General features: G+C 69.9%; 17 protein-coding genes and 1 pseudogene. 15 read left to right on the top strand and 3 right to left on the bottom strand.

Annotated features, from left to right (window positions below; translation table 11 throughout):
- Positions 1-124 precede the first annotated feature (124 nt).
- From smc to CWS50_RS07755, 7 genes are all read left to right on the top strand, one after another.
- Complete coding sequence (gene smc / locus CWS50_RS07780; protein ID WP_127842329.1) at positions 125-3,958, top strand: chromosome segregation protein SMC; 3,834 nt, start codon at positions 125-127, stop codon at positions 3,956-3,958.
- Between the two features lie 229 nt (positions 3,959-4,187).
- Complete coding sequence (locus CWS50_RS07775; RefSeq protein WP_243118240.1) at positions 4,188-4,574, top strand: hypothetical protein; 387 nt, start codon at positions 4,188-4,190, stop codon at positions 4,572-4,574.
- A 239-nt stretch (positions 4,575-4,813) separates the two neighbouring features.
- Complete coding sequence (gene ftsY, locus CWS50_RS07770) at positions 4,814-6,013, top strand: signal recognition particle-docking protein FtsY (protein WP_127842328.1); 1,200 nt, start codon at positions 4,814-4,816, stop codon at positions 6,011-6,013.
- A 234-nt stretch (positions 6,014-6,247) separates the two neighbouring features.
- Positions 6,248-7,915 carry a signal recognition particle protein gene (gene ffh, locus CWS50_RS07765; RefSeq protein ID WP_127842327.1) on the top strand — a complete coding sequence of 556 codons (1,668 nt, stop codon included), beginning with the start codon at positions 6,248-6,250 and terminating at the stop codon, positions 7,913-7,915.
- 30 nt (positions 7,916-7,945) lie between these two features.
- A complete protein-coding gene (locus tag CWS50_RS13210; protein ID WP_206610388.1) occupies positions 7,946-8,095 on the top strand; it encodes an AAA family ATPase in 150 nt (49 codons plus the stop codon).
- Complete coding sequence (locus CWS50_RS07760; protein ID WP_206610387.1) at positions 8,080-9,132, top strand: AAA family ATPase; 1,053 nt, start codon at positions 8,080-8,082, stop codon at positions 9,130-9,132. The genes CWS50_RS13210 and CWS50_RS07760 overlap by 16 nt, the downstream gene beginning before the upstream one ends.
- Positions 9,129-9,545: a DUF4276 family protein gene (locus tag CWS50_RS07755; RefSeq protein WP_127842326.1), complete on the top strand. Its 417-nt coding sequence runs from the start codon at positions 9,129-9,131 to the stop codon at positions 9,543-9,545. The genes CWS50_RS07760 and CWS50_RS07755 overlap by 4 nt, the downstream gene beginning before the upstream one ends.
- Positions 9,546-9,648: 103 nt before the next feature.
- Here the strand turns inward: CWS50_RS07755 and CWS50_RS07750 are convergent.
- The 3 genes and pseudogenes from CWS50_RS07750 to CWS50_RS07740 form a co-directional block, all read right to left on the bottom strand.
- Positions 9,649-9,813 (bottom strand): annotated as a pseudogene (locus CWS50_RS07750) (response regulator transcription factor); the annotation flags it as partial.
- Between the two features lie 465 nt (positions 9,814-10,278).
- A complete protein-coding gene (locus CWS50_RS07745; protein WP_243118239.1) occupies positions 10,279-10,893 on the bottom strand; it encodes an Eco29kI family restriction endonuclease in 615 nt (204 codons plus the stop codon).
- Positions 10,890-12,074 carry a DNA cytosine methyltransferase gene (locus CWS50_RS07740; protein ID WP_127842325.1) on the bottom strand — a complete coding sequence of 395 codons (1,185 nt, stop codon included), beginning with the start codon at positions 12,072-12,074 and terminating at the stop codon, positions 10,890-10,892. The genes CWS50_RS07745 and CWS50_RS07740 overlap by 4 nt, the downstream gene beginning before the upstream one ends.
- Before the next feature lie 558 nt (positions 12,075-12,632).
- Here CWS50_RS07740 and rpsP point away from each other — a divergent pair.
- The 8 genes from rpsP to CWS50_RS07700 all read left to right on the top strand — a co-directional run bounded on the left by rpsP (position 12,633) and on the right by CWS50_RS07700 (position 18,853).
- Positions 12,633-13,091, top strand: coding sequence for a 30S ribosomal protein S16 (gene rpsP, locus CWS50_RS07735; RefSeq protein WP_127842324.1), 459 nt, complete (start codon positions 12,633-12,635; stop codon positions 13,089-13,091).
- Position 13,092: 1 nt separating this feature from the next.
- Positions 13,093-13,329, top strand: coding sequence for an RNA-binding protein (locus tag CWS50_RS07730; protein WP_119835719.1), 237 nt, complete (start codon positions 13,093-13,095; stop codon positions 13,327-13,329).
- A gap of 181 nt (positions 13,330-13,510) precedes the next feature.
- Positions 13,511-14,059 carry a ribosome maturation factor RimM gene (gene rimM, locus CWS50_RS07725; RefSeq protein WP_127842323.1) on the top strand — a complete coding sequence of 183 codons (549 nt, stop codon included), beginning with the start codon at positions 13,511-13,513 and terminating at the stop codon, positions 14,057-14,059.
- Positions 14,059-15,528, top strand: coding sequence for a tRNA (guanosine(37)-N1)-methyltransferase TrmD (trmD, locus tag CWS50_RS07720; RefSeq protein WP_127842322.1), 1,470 nt, complete (start codon positions 14,059-14,061; stop codon positions 15,526-15,528). Before rimM ends, trmD begins: the two co-directional genes overlap by 1 nt.
- Positions 15,525-16,649, top strand: a complete 1,125-nt coding sequence (lepB, locus tag CWS50_RS07715) for a signal peptidase I (RefSeq protein WP_243118238.1) — start codon at positions 15,525-15,527, stop codon at positions 16,647-16,649. The genes trmD and lepB (CWS50_RS07715) overlap by 4 nt, the downstream gene beginning before the upstream one ends.
- Before the next feature lie 144 nt (positions 16,650-16,793).
- A complete protein-coding gene (rplS, locus tag CWS50_RS07710; RefSeq protein WP_127842321.1) occupies positions 16,794-17,141 on the top strand; it encodes a 50S ribosomal protein L19 in 348 nt (115 codons plus the stop codon).
- A 39-nt stretch (positions 17,142-17,180) separates the two neighbouring features.
- On the top strand, positions 17,181-18,041 hold the full coding sequence (lepB, locus tag CWS50_RS07705; protein WP_127842320.1) for a signal peptidase I: 861 nt from the start codon (positions 17,181-17,183) through the stop codon (positions 18,039-18,041).
- A 20-nt stretch (positions 18,042-18,061) separates the two neighbouring features.
- Positions 18,062-18,853, top strand: a complete 792-nt coding sequence (locus CWS50_RS07700; RefSeq protein WP_127842319.1) for a ribonuclease HII — start codon at positions 18,062-18,064, stop codon at positions 18,851-18,853.
- Positions 18,854-18,929: the final 76 nt, after the last annotated feature.

Below are 18,929 nucleotides of genomic sequence, written 5' to 3'. Positions count from 1 at the left end.
CTCTGGCGGCAGCCGCTCTCACGGTGACAGGGCGTCAGGGCTGCCGCACCGTGAGGCCCGTGACGCCAGCGGCGCCGTCGCGGCGTGGGCAGGTTCCGTGGCTGCTGACCGCTATCGTGGGGTCGTGCACCTGAAGACGTTGACGATCAAGGGGTTCAAGTCCTTTGCCTCGTCGACGACCCTGCGCCTGGAGCCTGGTATCACTGCGGTCGTCGGCCCCAACGGCTCGGGAAAGTCCAACGTCGTCGACGCCCTGACCTGGGTCATGGGAGAGCAGGGGGCCAAGAACCTGCGCGGGGGCTCCATGGCTGACGTCATCTTTGCCGGCGCGGGCTCGCGCCCGGCCCTGGGACGGGCCGAGGTGTCCCTGACCATTGACAACACCGACGGCGCTCTCCCCATCGACTACACCGAGGTGACGATCAGCCGCACCCTGTTTCGCGGCGGAGGCTCGGAGTACCGGATCAACGGCACCTCCTGCCGACTGCTCGACGTCACCGAGCTGCTCTCCGACACCGGACTGGGCCGCCAGATGCACTCCGTGGTGGGGCAGGGTCAGCTCGACGCCGTCCTGACGGCCACGCCGGAGGACCGTCGAGGCTTCATCGAGGAGGCTGCCGGGGTCCTCAAGCACCGACGCCGCAAGGAGCGTGCCCTGCGCAAGCTGGAGGCCATGCAGGCCGACCTGGCCCGCGTCTCCGACCTGGCCCAGGAGCTGCGCCGCCAGCTCGGACCCCTGGCGAGGCAGGCCGCCGTCGCCCGCAGGGCACAGACCATCCAGGCGGAGGTCCGTGACGCCACGGCGCGGCTCCTGGCGGACGACGTCGTCCAGGTCCAGGCGCTCTTGGGCTCGGGGGAGGAGGACTCCGCCGCCCTGGTGCGGCGCAGCCGCGAGGTGGACGAGGCGGAGGCCGCAGCCCGCTCCCGCCTGGAGGAGCTCACCAGGCTGGAGGCCACCTCCGTGGAGAGGCTGTCCCAGGCCACGGACCTGTGGGAGGACCTCACCCGGGTGGGGCAGTCGCTCACGGCGCTGGCCGACGTCGCTGCCGAGCGGGTGCGGCTGCTGGCCTCGGTCCCGGCACCGGTGCGCGGGACCGATCCCGACGAGCTCGACCGCCGCGCCCAGGCCGCGGCCAAGGAGGAGGCGGCGCTGGCCGAGGCCGTCGAGGCCGCGCGTGCCGTCCTGGGCCAGGCCGTCCAGGAGCGGGCCGAGGCGGAGAAGGCGCAGGAGGAGGCGGACAGGACACTGGCCTTCCTGCAGCGCGAGCAGACCGAGCGCCGGGAGCGGGTCGCTCGCGCTGGGGGACGGGTGGCCTCGGCCCGCAGCAGGTACGAGGCCTCCCTGGCTGCGGTGGAGCAGGCTCGTACCGCCTTGTCCGATGCCCAGGAGAGGCAGGGCCAGGCGCGGACAGAGCTCGACAGCCTGGCCGAGGCGGATGGACCGTCCGGGCCGGCGCACCAGGAGGCTGGCCGGGCAGCCGAGGACGGGGCGACCGGGGCCGGATCGGCTGGGGCCAGGGCGGAGGAGGCGGCTCCCGCCCGGGCCGCTGCGGCGCACGAGCAGGCCACTCAGGCGCTGTCCAGGGCTCGCGACGCGGTCCTGGCCGCTGCCGACGCCCGTCGTGAGGCGGCGTCGGACTACGCTACCTGGGCCGCCCGGCGGGACACCCTGGCGCTGTCCCTGCGCAGCCAGGATGGTACCGCCGCTCTGCTGGAGGAGGGGCCAGACGGCGTTCTGGGCGCCCTGACGCAGTACATGAGCGTGCGACGCGGCTGGGAGAAGGCCGTGGCTGGCCTCCTGCGCGGGCTGGCCGAGGCCGGTCTCGCTGTCGGCGCCGACGCCGCGCTGCGAGCCTTGGAGCGTGCTCGCGACCAGGACGCGGGGCCGGTACGGCTGGTCGTGGCCCCGGACGCCCAAGACGCCCAGGACGCCCCGGAGGCCGACAGCCCTGAGGCAGCGCCTGTGGAGGGAGCGGTCCAGGCCTCGGCCCTGGTGGCGGCGACGCTGCCGGGGCTCCACAGGGTGATGGACAGGCTCCTGGGCGAGGCCTGGGTGGTGGACGACCTGGAGGGTGCTCGCCGCCTGCGCCAGGCGCGCCCGGATGCTGTCGTCGCGACCCGGGCGGGCGAGGTCCTGGCCCCCGGGTGGGCGACCGGGCCGGGGCGCGCCTCCTCCTCCGTCCTGGAGCTGGCCGCAGCCTACGAGGAGGCCAGGCAGGCGGCCCAGGCCGCCCAGGAGGAGGAGTCCCGGGCGGACACCAGTCTGGAGGCCGCCCGCCGCCAGGAGGAGGCCGCCCACCGTGCTGTCTCCGAGGCACTGGACACCCTGCGCCGCGCGGACGCCGAGGCGGCACGGCAGGCGCAGGCCCTGGCTCGCTTGACCTCGGCGGTCCAGGCCGCGACACAGGAGACCCAACGTGCTCAGCACGTTCTGGAGCGCGCGGAGGAGGAGGCAGCTCGGTACGCCGCCGAGCTGGCTGCGGCCACGACGGCGCTGGCTGAGCTCGAGGACACCCAGGGCCGCAGGGACGCCGGGGCGGAAGGGGGACAACGTAGCGGGGAGGAGACTGGGTCGGGGCAGAGTGCGCACGACGTCCTTGAGCAGGCTCGGTCCCGGTGCGCCCAGGCGCTGGCCTGGGCACGCCAAGCCCGCCAGGATGAGACGGAGGCCAGGCTGGCCCTGCGCACGGCCGAGGAGCGTGACCGCTCCGCACGGGGACGGGCCGACTCCCTGCGTGCCGCTGCCCGGCGCGAGCGCGAGCAGCGGGAGGCAGCCCGCCGGGCGGCTAAGGCTCGGGCCGCTCGCCTGGAGGTGGCGACCGTGGTGCGGGACCAGGCACGGGAGGCTGCTCGGGTGGCCCAGGCTGGTACCGAGAAGGCCTCCGGACGTCGTGCCGCTGTCGAGGCCGAGCGGGAGCAGGCCCGCGGGGCCGCTGACGCGGTGCGTGAGGAGATTGACTCCCTGGTCCAGGAGCGGACCCGCCTCAGCGACGCCACCCATCGTGAGGAGGTCGCCCGGGCCGAGCGGCGCACGCGCCTGGAGGCGCTGGCGGACAAGGCCATGGAGGACCTCGGCCTCGAGATCGAGGCGCTGGTGGAGGGCTACGGCCCCCACGTGCTGGTGCCCGACCTGGCTGACGAGGCGGAGCCCCGCGCTGACGCGGGTCCTGACGGCGCCGAGGACTTCAACGGCAGGCGGCGTGCCCGCCTGGCCGGCCAGGAGCGGTCAGGCGGGGCAGGCAGGCCCTACGTGCGGGCCGAGCAGGAGAAGCGCCTGGCCCAGGCCTCCAGGGACCTGGCACGGTTAGGCAAGGTCAACCCCCTGGCTCTGGAGGAGCACGCCGCCCTGGAGCAGCGCCACCAGTTCATCGCGGAGCAGCTGGCGGACCTCAAGCGCTCCCGGGACGACCTGCTCAGCATCGTGGAGGAGATCGACGCCCGTGTCCAGGAGGTGTTCACCAGCGCCTTCCAGGACACCGCCCGGGAGTTCGCCACGGTCTTCGACCGGCTGTTCCCTGGCGGGGAGGGGCGGCTGGTGCCTACTGACCCCGACGACATGCTCGCCACGGGTGTTGAGATCGAGGCCCGGCCTGCAGGCAAGAAGGTCAGGCGCCTGTCCCTGCTGTCGGGAGGAGAGCGCTCCCTGGCGGCGGTAGCGCTGCTGATCGCGATCTTCAGGGCACGGCCCTCGCCGTTCTACGTCCTGGACGAGGTGGAGGCCGCCCTGGACGACACCAACCTGGGCAGGCTGCTGGAGATCATCACCGAGCTGCGGGCCTCCAGCCAGCTGATCATCATCACCCACCAGAAGCGCACCATGGAGGTGGCTGACGCCCTGTACGGCATCACCATGCGCGAGGGGATCACCAAGGCCGTGTCCCAGCGCCTGGCCAGGAGCGGTGAGCGCGGCGGCGACCCAAGCGGCGACCGCCGTGGTCCCCACGAGGAGGGCGGCTGAGGACCACAGACGGTACCCGTCCTCGGTCACCCCTCCGGCCAGACCTCTTTGTCACGGCATGTGGACGGGCGACTCGGCTCAGGGCAGCTGGCAATGCCCGTCAGAGCAGCGAGGACTGCCGGATTCCCTCAACACCGATATCAGAGATTTATCAGGATCCACTGTATGATTGATGACATCGCTGCGACAGGGCTTGGGTTTTTCGTCCCGCCGGTGCAGAATCAGGTCTATGGGTGTCATGATTGTTCCACTGGCCGTCGTCCTGGTTGCCGCGCTGCTCGTGCTGGGTGTGGTGATCGCTGACCGCTACCCCGTGCGCTCCTGGCCGCAGCGGGTGCGCGGACTTGTGCAGGACGCTCGTGAGGAGGATCCCGACGTGGAGGTCGTCGCGCAGGACGCTCGCCTCTCTGAGCTGATGACCCGTGAGGGCCCTGCTGTCTACACCGGGACGGACTCCTTCCAGGGGCTCGTCGACGTTGTGGAGAAGGCCATGGACACAGCGGAGAGGGCCAGGGAGAGCGCCGGGAGCAGGGCGCAGGAGCTGGAGGCCAGGCGCCAGCAGGCTCGTGTGGCCAAGACCCAGGTCCAGCACAGCGGCGGTCCCGTCAACAGCTAGTGCGCGACTAGCGCCGCGGCTGCTGCGGGCCGCGTACACCCGCCGCTGCTTCAGACGGACGGCCCCGTCCGTCGGCACCCTCGTCTCGTCACGCCCTCCCGGGCCCCCGCCCGGGAGGGCGTCCCTACCCTCCGGCCAGGCGCGTCGTGACCCGGTCGCGCCGTCCCTGCCCGCGGCTTCGGGCACAGCAGGTGCGGACAGTCTGAGGCCGGTGCTGGTTGATCAGGCATGATGTGACCATGGACCCTATCTATGTTGTACTTGCTGTCCTCGCCGTCCTCCTGCTTCTTGGTGGCCTGTGGCTCTACGTCCGCCGGAGAAGGGGACGGCTGCCCCAGGAGCGGGGCACGCCCTCGCCTCCCGCCAGGGACACTGTCCCCACTGAGCCGGGGCAGGAACCGTCGGGCACGTCGTCGGGCCAGGCTGAGGTGGCAGTCCCTGCGGAGGTGCCCGACGGGCCGGGCAGGGTCGCCACGGTGGAGGCCCCGGAGTCCATCCCCGGGCGCATGCAGCGCCTGCGGGCGCGCCTGGCAGGCTCTGGCGGCTTCGGGCGGGCCGTCCTGGCTGTCCTGTCCCGTGGCGACCTCAGCGAGGAGGACTGGGAGGAGATTGAGGACACGCTCCTGACAGCCGACCTGGGTCTCGACGTCACGACCGCTCTCATGGAGGAGCTGCGAACCCAGGCCAAGGTCCTTGACACCACTGACCCGCAGGCCGTCCGGGAGGTCCTTCGGGACCAGCTGCTCACCCTGGTGGACCCCACCCTGGACCGGTCCCTCAACCTGGAGCGCCCGGCCCCGGCTGACAGCTTTGACACCTCCTCAGGCTCCCCGGCCGCAGCCATCCTTATGGTCGGTGTCAACGGCACAGGCAAGACCACCACCTGTGGCAAGCTCGCGCGCGTCCTGGTGGCCCAGGACAAGACCGTCGTCATGGGCGCGGCCGACACCTTCCGGGCCGCGGCCGCCGAGCAGCTGGCGACCTGGGGCGAGCGCGTGGGGGTCGAGGTGGTGCGCTCCCAGCGTGAGGGCGCCGACCCGGCCTCGGTCGCCTTCGACGCCGTGCGGCGCGCGGCCGAGCAGGGCAGCGACGTCGTCGTCGTGGACACGGCGGGCCGCCTGCAGAACAAGGCCGGCCTCATGGACGAGCTGGGCAAGATCAAGCGGGTCATGGACCGGGCGGCCCCGGTGGGTGAGGTCCTCCTGGTCCTGGACGCCACGACCGGGCAGAACGGGATGCGACAGGCCCAGGTCTTCTCCGAGGCCGTAGGGATCACCGGCATCGTGCTGACCAAGCTCGACGGCACCGCCAAGGGAGGAATCGTGGTCACCGTCCAGAAGGAGCTGGGTGTGCCTGTCAAGCTGGTGGGCCTGGGCGAGGGGGCGGACGACCTGGCCCCCTTCGACCCGGAGGGGTTCGTCGACGCCCTGCTGGCCTGAGGCTGGCCTCTCTGGCTGCTCGGGCAACAGAAACGTCGTAGGACAACGTGCCACCGTGTTGTCCTACGACGTTTCTGTTGCCTAGGCTGCGGCGGGTTCGTGGTCTGCCCGCTATCCTGGTGCGCAGCCCGTCCCGGCCGGCTCCGTGCGCTGGGTCGCGCCTTTGTCCGTGGTGGGCGCGCACGGCCGGGCAAGCAACGACCCCGGCGCCCGGTGCGCCAGGAAGGACCCCACGTGTTCGGCAACCTCTCCGACCGGCTCACCGCCTCCTTCAGCTCGCTGCGCGGCAAGGGCCGCCTCTCCGAGGCGGACGTCAACGAGACCGTCTCAGAGATCCGGCGGGCACTGCTGGAGGCTGACGTCGCCCTGCCGGTGGTGCGCTCCTTCACGGCAGCGGTGCGCGAGAAGGCGACTGACGCGGCTCGCTCCCAGGCGCTCAACCCGGCCCAGCAGGTCGTCAAGATCGTCAACGACGAGCTGGTCGAGGTCCTGGGCGGGCAGACCCGGGAGATCCACTGGGCACCCAGCGGCCCCACGATCATCATGCTGGCGGGCCTCCAGGGCGCGGGCAAGACCACCCTGGCGGGAAAGCTGGGACGCTGGCTGCGCGACCAGGGCAGGCGGGTCCTCCTGGTGGCCTCCGACCTGCAGCGTCCCAACGCCGTCACCCAGCTGAGCGTCATGGCCCAGCGGGCGGGCGTCCACGTGTGGGCGCCCGAGCCTGGCAACGGGGTGGGCGACCCGGTGGCCGTGGCCCGCTCCGGTGTGCAGCGGGCACGTGAGCAGGGTTACGACGTCGTCGTGGTGGACACCGCTGGGCGCCTGGGCGTGGACGCGGAGATGATGGACCAGGCGGTCCGCATCCGTGACGCCGTGGACCCCCACGAGATCCTCTTCGTCCTGGACGCCATGGTGGGCCAGGACGCGGTCAACACCTCGGTCGCCTTCCGTGACGGCGTGGGCTTCACCGGCGTGGTCTTGTCCAAGCTCGACGGCGACGCCCGCGGCGGTGCCGCCCTGTCGGTGCGGGGGGTGACTGGGGCTCCTGTGCTCTTCTCCTCCACCGGTGAGGGGCTGGGGGACTTCGAGCGCTTCCACGCCGACCGGATGGCCTCGCGCATCCTGGACATGGGGGACCTCCTCACCCTCATTGAGCAGGCGGAGCGCACCCTTGACCAGAAGGAGGCTGAGGACGCCGCCGCCAAGCTGGCCTCGGGGACCTTCACCCTGGAGGACTTCCTCTCCCAGCTGCGCCAGATCCGCAGGATGGGATCGATGAAGAAGCTGCTGGGCATGATGCCCGGCATGGGCCAGATGCGTGAGGCCCTGGAGAGCTTCGACGAGCGGGAGGTAGACCGGATCGAGGCGATCGTGTGCTCCATGACCCCTGCGGAGCGCAAGGACCTGTCGATCCTCAACGGCTCACGCCGCTCACGTATCGCCAAGGGCTCAGGTACCACCGTCCAGGCCGTCAACGAGCTGGTGGACCGGTTCGAGGCCGCCAAGAGGATGATGGAGTCCATGGCCGCCAGTGGCGGCGGGGCAGGGGCACTCGGTGCTGGTGGCCTGCCGGGAGCGGGCGCCATGCCCTCCAGCGGCAAGCACTCCAAGGGCCGCCAGGCCCCCCGTTCCCGGAAGAAGGGCAAGGGCGGGAAGAAGGGGCGCTCCGGCAACCCGGCCAAGGCGGCCCGCCAGGCCAGGGAGGTGGCGGCCAGCAGGTCCCAGGCGGCTCAGGCCGCCCCGGCTGCTGGTGCCGCGTTCGGCGTAGGCGGGGGCGAGGCGGGCTCCTACGGGATCATGCCTGACTCTGGCACGCAGGAGGCAGCCAGCGAGCCTGCTGACCCGGCTCAGGCGCTCGCCGCGCTCCCAGAGGACCTGCGCCGCCACATGGGGCTGGGCTGAGTGGAGGCGGGAGTCATATAACCTGGGCACATGACCGGCTCCACGTTCTCCAGGTTCAGGCTGAGTCGCCTGAAGTTAAGGAACTACCGCAGTATCCGCTCGTGGAACCTTGAGCTGGGACAAGTCACCATGCTGGTGGGCCCCAACGGGTCTGGCAAGTCGAAGTGCTGGACTCGCTGAGGCTCGTCCGGCAGGCCCTCGGCGAGACCCTTGACAACGCTCTCAGGGACCGTGGCGGAGTCAAGGAGGTCCGGAGACGCTCGACCGGCCGCCCCACCAGCTTCACGGCCACGATCGACTTCCTGGAGTCCACAGGTGGTGCGGAGGGGACCTACGAACTTCAGGTCGGGGCGGTATCCGGTGGCGGGTTCCGTGTGGCAAAGGAGTCCTGCACCATCACCTCGACGGAGCCCGGCGGTGGGAGGCACTACTATGAGATCCGGGGTGGAGAGGTGGTCTCGACCTCGGAGGACCGTCTCCCGCGCCTGTCTGCCGACAGGCTGGCTCTGGTCTCCCTGTCGGGCATTGAGGTCTTCCGGCCTGTGTACGACGGGCTGTCCGCCATGGAGGTGTTCAGCCCGTCCCCTGAGGCCATGCGGCGACCTGTCGCACCTGACCCAGGTGATCTGCTGCGACGTGACGGCTCGAACATCGCCTCCGTCATTGAGCGCCTTGATCGTGCAAGACCGGAGGTCAAGCGCAGGATCGAGGACTACCTGCACTCGATCGTCCCGGGTGTCGAGTCGGTGCGACGCCTCGCGGTCGCGCGCTGGGAGACCCTGGAGTTCCAGCAGAGGGTACAGGGTGCGTCGGCCCCATGGTCCTTCCAGGCGACGTCGGTGAGCGACGGGACTCTGCGCGCACTGGGCGTGCTGGTCGCCCTGTTCGCCGGAGCTGACACCACCCTGTCCGCCGTGGGGGTGGAGGAGCCCGAGACAGCGCTGCACCCTGCCGCAGCCGGGGTGCTTCTTGACGCGATCCGTGACGCCTCTGAGCGGCGGCAGGTCCTGCTCACTACTCACAGCCCGGACCTTCTTGACTCCGCGTCGATCCGCCCTGACGAGCTCCTTGCGGTCAGGTCGGTCGAGGGTACCACCGAGGTCAGCCGACCCGACGAGGCCTCTCGTATGGCTCTCAAGGAGTCGCTGTTCACTGCCGGTGAGCTTCTGCGTGCTGACCAGCTCCATCCCGAGGTGCGTGAGGTGGTCGCCTCATGACTCCCTGTGTGGGAGCCGTGGTTGAGGGGCATGGTGAGGTCAGTGCCCTCCCTGTGCTCATCCGCCGTATCGCCGAGGAGCATGGTCATTACGGTGTGAGGACCACCCAGCCGCACCGGCTGCCTCGAGCCGAGATGACGGGCAGCAAGGTGGCGACAGCGGTGCGCATGCAGCGGCTGAGAGCCGGTCAGGGTGGTGTCGTCGTCGTCTTGTACGACGCCGATGACGATGATCCGCAGAAGGTTCGGCGCCTGACCTTAGAGGCCTTGGGCGGGATTCAGGCGGTTGTCGCTGTGGCGGTGCGGGAGTACGAGGCGTGGTTCCTGGCTGCCGCCGAGTCGCTTCGTCCTCATGCCTCCATGTGTGACGACGCCAGTTTCGACGGCGACCCGGAGCGTCCCTGTGGCACCTGAGGAGACCGGTTGCAGCAGTGCTGTTGGTGGAGGTTTGTTGGTGGAGGTTTGTTGGTGGAGGTTTGACGGCCTCGGCTCATTCGGCCGCCCACAGCAACCTGTGTCACAGCCACCCGTTGGTCTCAGCGGTGCGGGCTGCCTCGGTGCGGTTGCGGGCGTGCGTCTTGGCGATGGCGCTGGAGAGGTAGTTGCGCACGGTTCCCTGGCCGAGGTGGAGCGCCATGGCGATCTCCCGGGCGTCGCCGCCCCGTGCGGCCAGTCGCAGCACTGCCTGTACCTGGCGGTGGTGGGTAGCTGGGCATGCTGGGGCTGTAGGGGATGCTCTCGGAGCATGGCGTGGAAACGTGTCGGTTGGGCAGAGCGTAAAGAAACTAGGTGTGTCTGTTGACCTGGTTTTGCTGCTGGGCAGCGTCCTGCTACTAGCGGCCAGGTCGCGCTCCCATTGGTCATCCCCACTCTCGATCGGTGCCAGCGGGGCTTTCGATGTCCGCATTATCCATCGTCCTGTGCCGTCTCATAAGCTGGCGGAAGCTGGTCTCGCACCGACGTTCGTCCGAACCTTACTGCCTGGTGGCAGGGCTGTCCCCTTGCCAGCGGCTGCTAGCACCCGACCATCAGGCAGACAGGCGCAGTGCACTCATGCTCAAAATGATCATTCTCAGATCAACGGGGGTTACCAACACAACGGGCGATCCACCGGGATGTTTCTGCCATCTCTAAGCCTGGACCTAAGTCAGGTGTGACGTGAGGCGAGGTACTGGACGATGTCGGAGGTGATGCGTTCAGCCGCGCCGGCTTCTCTCGGGGCCAGTCTCTGCGCCCAGTCGCGCCCTGGGTGGAGGGTGTCCCACTGCGGTACCAGTCCGCTGTGTCGTCCCCGGCCTGGGTCGTGGTTGCCGAAGCCGTCAACCACGGTGTTCCACACGGGCCGGAGGTCTCGCAGTAGCGCTGACTCACCCAGGGCGATCCAGATCTCATCAATGATGAGCCATCTGGCGTAGAAGTCGGAGATGTCGAGGTTTCCTGCCGCCCGTAGGCTCTTCTCATGCTGCTTGAGCCTGCTCCACACTGCGGTACTACTCGACTCCTGCCTGATGTCAAGGCCTTTGCGCCCACCTCTTGGTACTGCCTTGCCCACGTAGATTGGTAGTGACCACGCGTCATCGATATTGCGTCGGCGGATGACCTCGTAAGCAGGGAAGTCCCCGGTGTAGTAGATCGCGTAGATCCCCGCCCCCTGGAACCGGGGCAGGTCAGCCAAGGGGGACGGGGCGGTCTGCAGCAGTCGGTGGACGATTGACTCGGCGAGGGACTCCATGGCCAGGGGATTGAAGCGCTCGGTGGTCACGACGCCACGCACCGCCTTCTGTCTGTCTTTGTAGAGGTTGCCGCCTTCTGTCTCAGATCGGCCAGGGTGAGGTGCTCGCGCACCGAGAGCGCGATCGTCTCGGCAAGCATGACAGGTACAGCGTTGCCCAGTTGCCGCATGGCCTCGCTCCACGGCCCGTGGAGCATGTAGGAGTCCGGGAATGTCTGGAGACGGGCCGCCTCACGGACGGTGAAGTAGCGTACTGAGCCGTCGGGGTGGCGCAGCATGTTCTCCCCTCCTGGCACGCCGTGGACCCCGGCCTTGAGCGCCTTTGCCGGAGCGTCGACGTGGGAGCCTGTGTGACCTGGGTAGGTACGTGCTCCGTGCTGGAGGACATGGTTGAGCACGGTGCTGCTTCCGGGACTCGGCAGGTCGGCGAGGGCGTCACGGACTGTCCGCCACGGCCTCAGTGCGTCGTCCTGGGGTGCGATGGAGGCGCGTAGGCTACGCCTCTCACTTCTTGCGACGCCGTGACGTTCCCAGTACTCGCCCCTGTCCTGTGCCAGCCGCAGGGCGCCGGCCGAGTGGGTCGGTCGGGGGAACGACCACTCGGCGTCCTGGTCCGAGCGGAACCCGACCAGGAAGACCCGCCACCGCTGCTGGGGGACTCCGTAGTCGGCGGCATTGACCAGGGTGGGCAGGACGGCGTACTGGAGGTCAGAACGAACACTGGTGTGCTCGGCCTGGAGGCGTGCGTAGTGGTCGCCCCAGCGCTCGTTCGGCCGCGACACCAGCTCGGGGTGGGCCAGGCGGAGCTGGACGTAGGAGAAGTAGTCAGTGAAGGATGCACGGGTGAGGCCGCGCACGTTCTCGATAAGGAAGGCCCGGGGGCGCAGGCGACGGATTGCCTCCGCAGTGGCGGGAAACATGTCCCGAGGGTCGTCTGCGGCCCTCCCGCGTCCTCCCGCACTGAAGGGCTGACACGGTGGGCCTCCCGAGACAAGGTCCAGGCCCTCTGGGACCACAGACCAGTCAATGGTGCGCACGTCACCCTCGTGCACAGTGGCTCCTGCTACGAGAGGGTGGCCTGCCCTCTGGTTCTCCCGCACCGTGTCACAGGCCCAGCGGTTCCACTCGGCAACCAGCTCGGTGCTGAAGCCGGCCAGGTGCGTGCCGAGCGCCAGGCCACCACCCCCGGCAAACAGCTCAATGCTTCTCATGTTCACTCATTATGCCAAGGGGGTGTGACATGTCTGTAGGTCCTGGGCGCTGGCCAGGTGCTCACCCTGCCCGTTGGTTGCTCCCGGCACGTGAAGAAGGTGAAGGTGTCTGGGACCAGGAAGCCGCTGGCCCCGACCCCCAGAGCGTGAGAGAAGCATCTCGGTCGCCTGGTGACGACGGGACGGCCGGGGCCGGGCTGTGCGTGCCAGGGCGCGAGATGCTCATGGTGCCAGCATGTGCTCGTGGCCGACCTGCCGGTGCTGAGCCCTGTCATCGCCTGGGCGTGACAGGTGTCATGCCCGCCGTGTGGCACGCGTGGCACCACTACTGTGTCGTGCCCACGACTGTGTGGGCGATCTCGCACCAGGAGAGGGGGGCTCGTGGTCCCGCACGGTGGCGCCTGTCAGCGCTGCTCTGGCAGAATTTCCGGCTGTACTCGGCTTCAGGTCGGCCCTCTCCCGCCTCCAGCCGCGTCATCGGCCCGTACCGGAGCCTGTTGCCAGCCCCCACCGGGAGCCGGCGCGGACCACCTCATCCAGGACCAGGAGTTCAACCAAGTGGCAGTCAAGATTCGCCTCAAGCGCATGGGCAAGAAGTTCGCTCCCTTCTACCGGGTCGTCGTCCTCGACGCCCGCAAGAAGCGCGACGGCCGCGTCATTGAGGAGGTCGGTCTCTACGACCCGACGCAGGAGCCCTCGCTGATTCGTATCGACTCCGAGCGTGTGCAGTACTGGCTCGGTGTGGGCGCCCAGCCGACAGACGCTGTCTTCAAGCTGCTCAAGATCACCGGCGACTACCAGAAGTTCAAGGGTCTGCCCGGGGCGGAAGGCCGTCTCAAGGTCAAGGACGCTGACGCTGCCGCCACCGCCAGGGCTGCCGCCGTCAAGGCTGCGGCTGACGACGCGGAGAAGCGCAAGGCTGACGCGGCCCAGGCCAAGGCGCAGCAGGAGGCGGCCGGGGACGACTCTGCGGCAGACCAGGAAGCCGAGGCTGCTGCGGCGCCCGAGGAGTCCTGAGATGCTGGCCGAGGCGCTTGAGCACCTCGTGCGCGGCATCGTCGACAACCCTGACGACGTGACCGTCACCTCCAGGTCCCTGCGGCGCGGGGACCTGTTGGAGGTACGGGTCAACCCTGAGGACCTCGGCCGGGTCATCGGCCGTTCCGGCCGTACCGCCCGGGCGCTACGCACGGTCGTGGGAGCGCTGGCCGACGCCCCGGTACGTGTTGACGTGGTTGACACTGACCGGCGCTGAGCAGGCCTGTGCGACGCGGCGCACCAGGCGCCTCCCCACCCGTCCCTGCTGCTGTCCCTCCGCCTTCTCGGCCCGTCCGTTCTTACTGTGGTGCCCGGCCCCACCAGGGCCGGGCACCACAGTGTCCGTAGACCACGGTAGGTTTGGCACTGACCGATACCACGACCAGGCAGGAGACCAGGTGCTGCTCACCGTCGCCGTCATCGGGGCCGCTCACGCCCTCAGGGGGGAGGTCCGACTCGACATCCGCACCGACGACCCCCAGGGGCGCCTGGCCCCGGGGACCGTGCTGCCCACGGACCCCGTGCAGGCAGGGCCGCTGACAGTCACCCAGCTGCGCCGCGACGGCAGGCGGTGGCTGGCGGCCTTCGAGCAGGCCCCCGACCGCACGTCGGCGCAGGCGCTGCGGGGAGTGCGCCTGCTGGTGGACACTGACCAGGAGGCGGACCGGGGCCAGGGCGCCTCCGGACAGGACGAGGAGGGCTGGTACCGCCACCAGCTGGTGGGGTTGAGGGCACGCCGCGTTGACGGCACCCACCTTGGCGAGGTCGTCGACCTGGAGCGCGGTGTCGCCCAGGACCGCCTGGTGGTGCGCACCCCGGAGGGCTCCCAGGTCTCTGTTCCGTTTGTCGAGGCTCTTGTCCCGGTGGTGGACACCGCCTCCGCCGTGGTCGTCCTGGACCCGCCAGGAGGTCTGTTCCCCGAGGAGGGCGGGACGGAGGCACAGTGATGAGGTTCGACGTGGTGACAATATTTCCTGACTACCTGCGGGCGCTGGACCTCTCGCTGGTCGGCAGGGCCGCCGCCGCAGGCACCCTGGAGGTGCACGTGCACGACCTGCGCCGCTGGGCCCACGACCGGCACCGCACGGTGGACGGCACCCCGGCTGGTGGCGGAGCGGGCATGGTCATGCGCCCTGACGTCTGGGGCGAGGCGCTCGACGAGGTCATGGGCCTGGACGGTACGGGCTCGTCCACGGACGGTGCTGGCCCGGCCCCGGGGCGTCGGGTACTGGTGGTCCCCACCCCGTCGGGGGAGCTCTTCACCCAGCGCACCGCCGAGGACCTGGCCTCGGCGGCCACCCTCACCTTTGCCTGTGGACGCTACGAGGGCATTGACGCCCGGGTGGTGGAGCACTACCGGGGGCGTGGCGTCGAGGTCCGTGAGCTGAGCATCGGGGACTACGTCCTGAGCGGCGGAGAGGTTGCAGCACTGGTGGTTATCGAGGCTGTGGCCCGACTCCTTCCCGGTGTCCTGGGCAACCCGGAGTCGGTGGTGGAGGAGTCCCACGGGGCTGACGGGCTCCTGGAGCACCCCGCCTACACCCGTCCTGTCTCCTGGCGGGGCCTGGAGGTTGACCCGGTACTCGTCTCGGGGGACCACGCCCGTGTGCGTCGTCTCCGCAGGGACCAGTCGATTGCCCGCACGGCGCAGCGGCGCCCGGACCTGGTCGCGGTGCTAGGGGCCTCCGCCCTCGACGGCGCCGACCGTGCGGCCCTGGCCACCCACGGGTGGGCGGTGCCGCAGGGGGCTGACCACCCGGTGCGGGCGCGGGTGCGGCACGTCTGCCACGAGGACGTCGGGGCCGTGGCTGACCTGGCGGCACGGACCTTTCCGGACGCCTGCCCCCGGGAGATCACCTCTGACCAGGTTGCGGCGCATATCGCCACGAACCTGACACGCAGCCACTTTGCCTCCTGGGTGGAGGACCCCCGTGCCGAGCTGGTCCTGGCCGAGCTGGTGGACCAGCCAGAGGAGCGGCACCGCGTCGTCGGCTACGCCCTGCTCGTCGAGGAGCAGGCTGACCGGGACGGGAGTGTGCCCGCAGGGCTGGATCCCCGGCCGGAGTGCGTCACGGTAGGTGAGGACCGCAGCGTGGCCGAGCTGTCCAAGATCTATGTCGACTCCTCTGTGCGGGGGTCCGGCCTGGCCCGGGCGCTGCTGGACCAGGTGCTGCACTGTGCCGCCCAGCGGGGCGTGGACCTGGTGTGGTTGGGGACCAGCACCTCCAACAGACGGGCGCAGAGGGCCTACAGGCATGCCGGTTTTGCCCGGGTCGGCACCCGGACCTACGACGTCGGGGGACGCCTGTGCCGCGACGTCGTCATGGTCCGTGAGGCGCGAGGCAGGACGGGCTCGGGGCCTCAGCCCGGGACAGGGCCGGGCGTGACGTCGGCAGGGACGGGAGCACGGTCATGAGCGAGGGTATGTCGGCCAGTCGCGGCCGGGAGTGTCCCGGCAGCTTCGCGGGCAGGCAGGAGCAGGGTGCGGGCACGACGCAGGGCGCTGTAGCGGAGGCGACGAAGGACACGACGAAGAACGTCACTGAGACCACGGAAGAGATAGGAGAAGACGCGGTGGAGGACAGCGTGGACGGTGACGTGGACGGTGGCGTGACGGGCGCTGTGAAGCACGTGGAGGCCAGCAGCCGACGCCGGGACGGTGCACCAGGTGCCCGCAGAGGCCGTGGGGGCACCAACGAGCCCGTGCGGTCCGTCAGCGCCCTGGCGCTGCGGTGGGGCTCGACACTGCTCTATGTCGGTGTCGCGGTGCTCCTGGTGGCGCTGTTCCGGACCTTCGTGCTCCAGTCCTTCATCATCCCCTCCGGCTCCATGGAGAACACCCTCTCCGAGGGGGACCGGGTGGTCGTTACCATGTACGACTCGCAGGACATCGAGCGCGGTGACATCGTGGTCTTCACCGACCCCGACGGGTGGTTGGAGGTTACTGAGCCCTCCGGGCTGCAGGGCGTCGTCCAGGACGTGCTGGTGGCAATCCGTGTCCTTCCCCAGGACGCGGGGCACCACCTCATCAAGCGGGTGATCGGCATGCCCGGGGACCGGGTCGTCGCTGACGGCCAGGGGAGCCTGAGCGTCAACGGCGTCGAGGTCGACGAGCCCTACATCAAGCCTGGCCGCTCCGCCTCGGAGATCGCCTTCGACGTGACCGTGCCGCAGGGGCACGTGTGGGTCATGGGGGACAACCGCTCCAACTCGGCCGACTCGCGCCTCCACCGCGACGACGCCCATGGGGGGTTCGTCCCCCTGAGCAACGTCGTGGGTGTCGCCAAAGCGGTGGAGTGGCCGGTCACCCACTGGACAGGCCTGGGCGGGGGCAGGGAGGTGTTCCGCTCCGTCCCGGCTCATCAGGCGTCGTCCCTGCCCGGGGACCAGGCGCAGGGCCAGCCTGTGCAGGCCGGACCTGGGGCGGCGGTCGCAAGGGGCGGGCTGTGGTCCGACGAACTGTGCTACTCGGGCGTGAACTCTGGCACGTCCCTACGGTCTTCCCGCCTGGCGGTCTCCAGCGTGTGGCACACTTAGGCACGCTCTCGTGCGCTGTAGCGCCTCTGCCGCTGGGGAGGCCTGCACTCAGGCGGCTCGGGGCGTCGGAGACCGGTCGGCCTCGTGGAGGTCGGACCGCTGAGGCAATCACTCGTGACCAGCGGCATGGGTGTGGAGGAAGCAATGAACCTGATCGACGAGATCGACGCCGCGTCCCTGCGCCGGGACATTCCGGACTTCCGTCCGGGTGACACCCTGAAGGTGCACGTCAAGGTGGTTGAGGGCACGCGGACACGTGTCCAGGTCTTCCAGGGCGTCGTCATCGCCCGGCAGGGAGGGGGAGTCTCCGAGACCTTCACCGTCCGCAAGATCTCCTTCGGTGTGGGCGTGGAGCGCACCTTCCCCCTCCACACTCCCTCGATCGACAAGATCGAGGTCGTCACCCGTGGTCGCGTCCGTCGTGCCAAGCTCTACTACCTGCGCAACCTGCGCGGCAAGGCGGCCAAGATCAAGGAGCGTCGCGAGTCGTGACCTTTCTGGTCCTGGCGGCGGGCACCCGCCGCCAGGACCATGAGGCCAGCGGGGGAGGGAGACGTGGGCCTGTCGCAGGATGCCCAGGATCACGAGGGCCAGGACCAGGAGGCTCGCGAGGGCGGTGTCCAGCAGCGGGTGGCCGGGCAGCCTCTGCCGCCGTCTATCCCTCCACGTCGTAGTCCCGCTCCTGTCATCGTCCCGGTGCGGCGGCGCTCCTCACGCGCGGTGGCCTGCCTGGGGCTCATCGTCACCGTCCTCCTGGTGACGGCCCTGTTCAAGACCTTTGTCCTCCAGACGTACACGATCCCCTCAGCGTCCATGGAGGACACCCTCGGTGTCGGGGACCAGGTGGCGGTGACCATGTACGACTCGGGACAGGTCGAGCGTGGTGACGTCATTGTCTTTACCGATCCGGGCGGCTGGCTCGACGTCACTGGGCCCACGGGCCTGCGCAGAGTCCTCCAGGAGGTGCTGGTCGCCCTGCGCCTGCTGCCCCAGGACACGGGCCACCACCTCATCAAGCGTGTCATCGGCGTGGGCGGCGACCACGTCGTCTCTGACGGGCAGGGCGTCCTCACCGTCAACGGGACCGTCCTGGAGGAGACCTACCTCAAGGAGGGCGAGCTGGCCTCGCTGACCGCCTTCGACGTGACCGTGCCGGAGGGGCACGTGTGGGTCATGGGGGACAACCGCTCCAACTCAGCAGACTCCCGCTACCACCAGGACAAGGAGCACGCAGGCTTCGTGCCGCAGGCGAGCATCGTCGGCGTGGCCAGGTACGTCATCTGGCCTCTGGAGCGCTGGGAGAGCCTTGACGAGGGGCGCAGCGTCTTTGCTGACGTTCCTGGGCCCTCCCGGTCTCCCCAGCCGACGGTAGCCTCCGGGGAGGGCCAGTGACACCTGCGGCAAGGGGCAGGATGCGGCCTGACCGAGACCTGGAGAGTGACCTGCTGGTGGACGTGGCCCTGGTGGGCGGTGTCGACGAGGTCGGCAGGGGCGCACTGGCCGGGCCTGTCAGCGTCGGTGTGGCCATCGTCTCCCGGGGGACCCCTGATGCCTTCCCGCAGGGGCTGGCCGACTCCAAGCAGCTGAGCGCGCCCAGGCGCCAGGCGCTGGTCGAGCCCCTGCACCAGTGGCTGGAGGACTGGGCCGTGGCTCACGCCACCCCCGCTGAGATCGACGTCTACGGGATCACCGGTGCCTTGCGGCTGGCGGGCCTGCGGGCGCTGGCGGAGGTCTCCGCCCGCGGGCACGCCCCGGAGGCGCTCATCCTCGACGGGGTCTCGGACTGGCTGCGTCCTCAGGATCCCCAGAGCCTCCAGGCCTCTCTCGGGGCCACTACCGAGCCCCCCGACCTCCTCAGCGGGCTCAGGCCCGCTGCCCGCAGGGAGACTACTGACCTCCACAGCGCCTTCCACACGGACCTTCACACCGACCTCGACCAGGCTCGCGGGCCGGGCTGGCAGGCTCCGCGCGTGCACCTGCGTGCCAGGGCTGACGCCACCTGCGCCGTCGTCGCGGCAGCCAGCGTCCTGGCCAAGGTAGAGCGCGACGTGGTGATGACAGACCTGGAGGACCCCGGGTACGGCTGGGCCTCGAACAAGGGCTACGCCTCGGCAGCCCACGTGGAGGCGCTGGGTCGGCTGGGGGCCAGCGAGTACCACCGCCGCAGCTGGCGCCTGCCAGGGCTGAGCGGTGCCCAGTCCTGACCTCGGGGTGCGGGCAGTCCCGACCGACTCGCCTGGCCGACCGCGCCCGCTGTGCCCACCGGTCGGGCATGATGGC

The sequence above is a fragment of the Actinomyces wuliandei genome, from assembly GCF_004010955.1.
GTDB lineage: Bacteria > Actinomycetota > Actinomycetes > Actinomycetales > Actinomycetaceae > Actinomyces > Actinomyces wuliandei.
The sequence above is the reverse complement of the archived record's forward strand: the minus strand, read 5'-3'. Positions and strand labels throughout refer to the sequence as shown.

Excerpts from the sequence above, each read along its gene's own strand:
- lepB (WP_243118238.1), top strand. The coding sequence starts at position 15,525 with ATGAGCGAGGGTATGTCGGCCAGTCGCGGCCGGGAGTGTCCCGGCAGC.
- CWS50_RS07740 (WP_127842325.1), bottom strand. The coding sequence starts at position 12,074 with ATGAGAAGCATTGAGCTGTTTGCCGGGGGTGGTGGCCTGGCGCTCGGC.
- lepB (WP_127842320.1), top strand. The coding sequence starts at position 17,181 with ATGAGGCCAGCGGGGGAGGGAGACGTGGGCCTGTCGCAGGATGCCCAG.
- CWS50_RS07700 (WP_127842319.1), top strand. The coding sequence starts at position 18,062 with ATGCGGCCTGACCGAGACCTGGAGAGTGACCTGCTGGTGGACGTGGCC.
- CWS50_RS13210 (WP_206610388.1), top strand. The coding sequence starts at position 7,946 with ATGACCGGCTCCACGTTCTCCAGGTTCAGGCTGAGTCGCCTGAAGTTA.
- rplS (WP_127842321.1), top strand. The coding sequence starts at position 16,794 with ATGAACCTGATCGACGAGATCGACGCCGCGTCCCTGCGCCGGGACATT.
- CWS50_RS07775 (WP_243118240.1), top strand. The coding sequence starts at position 4,188 with ATGGGTGTCATGATTGTTCCACTGGCCGTCGTCCTGGTTGCCGCGCTG.
- ftsY (WP_127842328.1), top strand. The coding sequence starts at position 4,814 with ATGGACCCTATCTATGTTGTACTTGCTGTCCTCGCCGTCCTCCTGCTT.
- CWS50_RS07755 (WP_127842326.1), top strand. The coding sequence starts at position 9,129 with ATGACTCCCTGTGTGGGAGCCGTGGTTGAGGGGCATGGTGAGGTCAGT.
- trmD (WP_127842322.1), top strand. The coding sequence starts at position 14,059 with ATGAGGTTCGACGTGGTGACAATATTTCCTGACTACCTGCGGGCGCTG.
- CWS50_RS07730 (WP_119835719.1), top strand. The coding sequence starts at position 13,093 with ATGCTGGCCGAGGCGCTTGAGCACCTCGTGCGCGGCATCGTCGACAAC.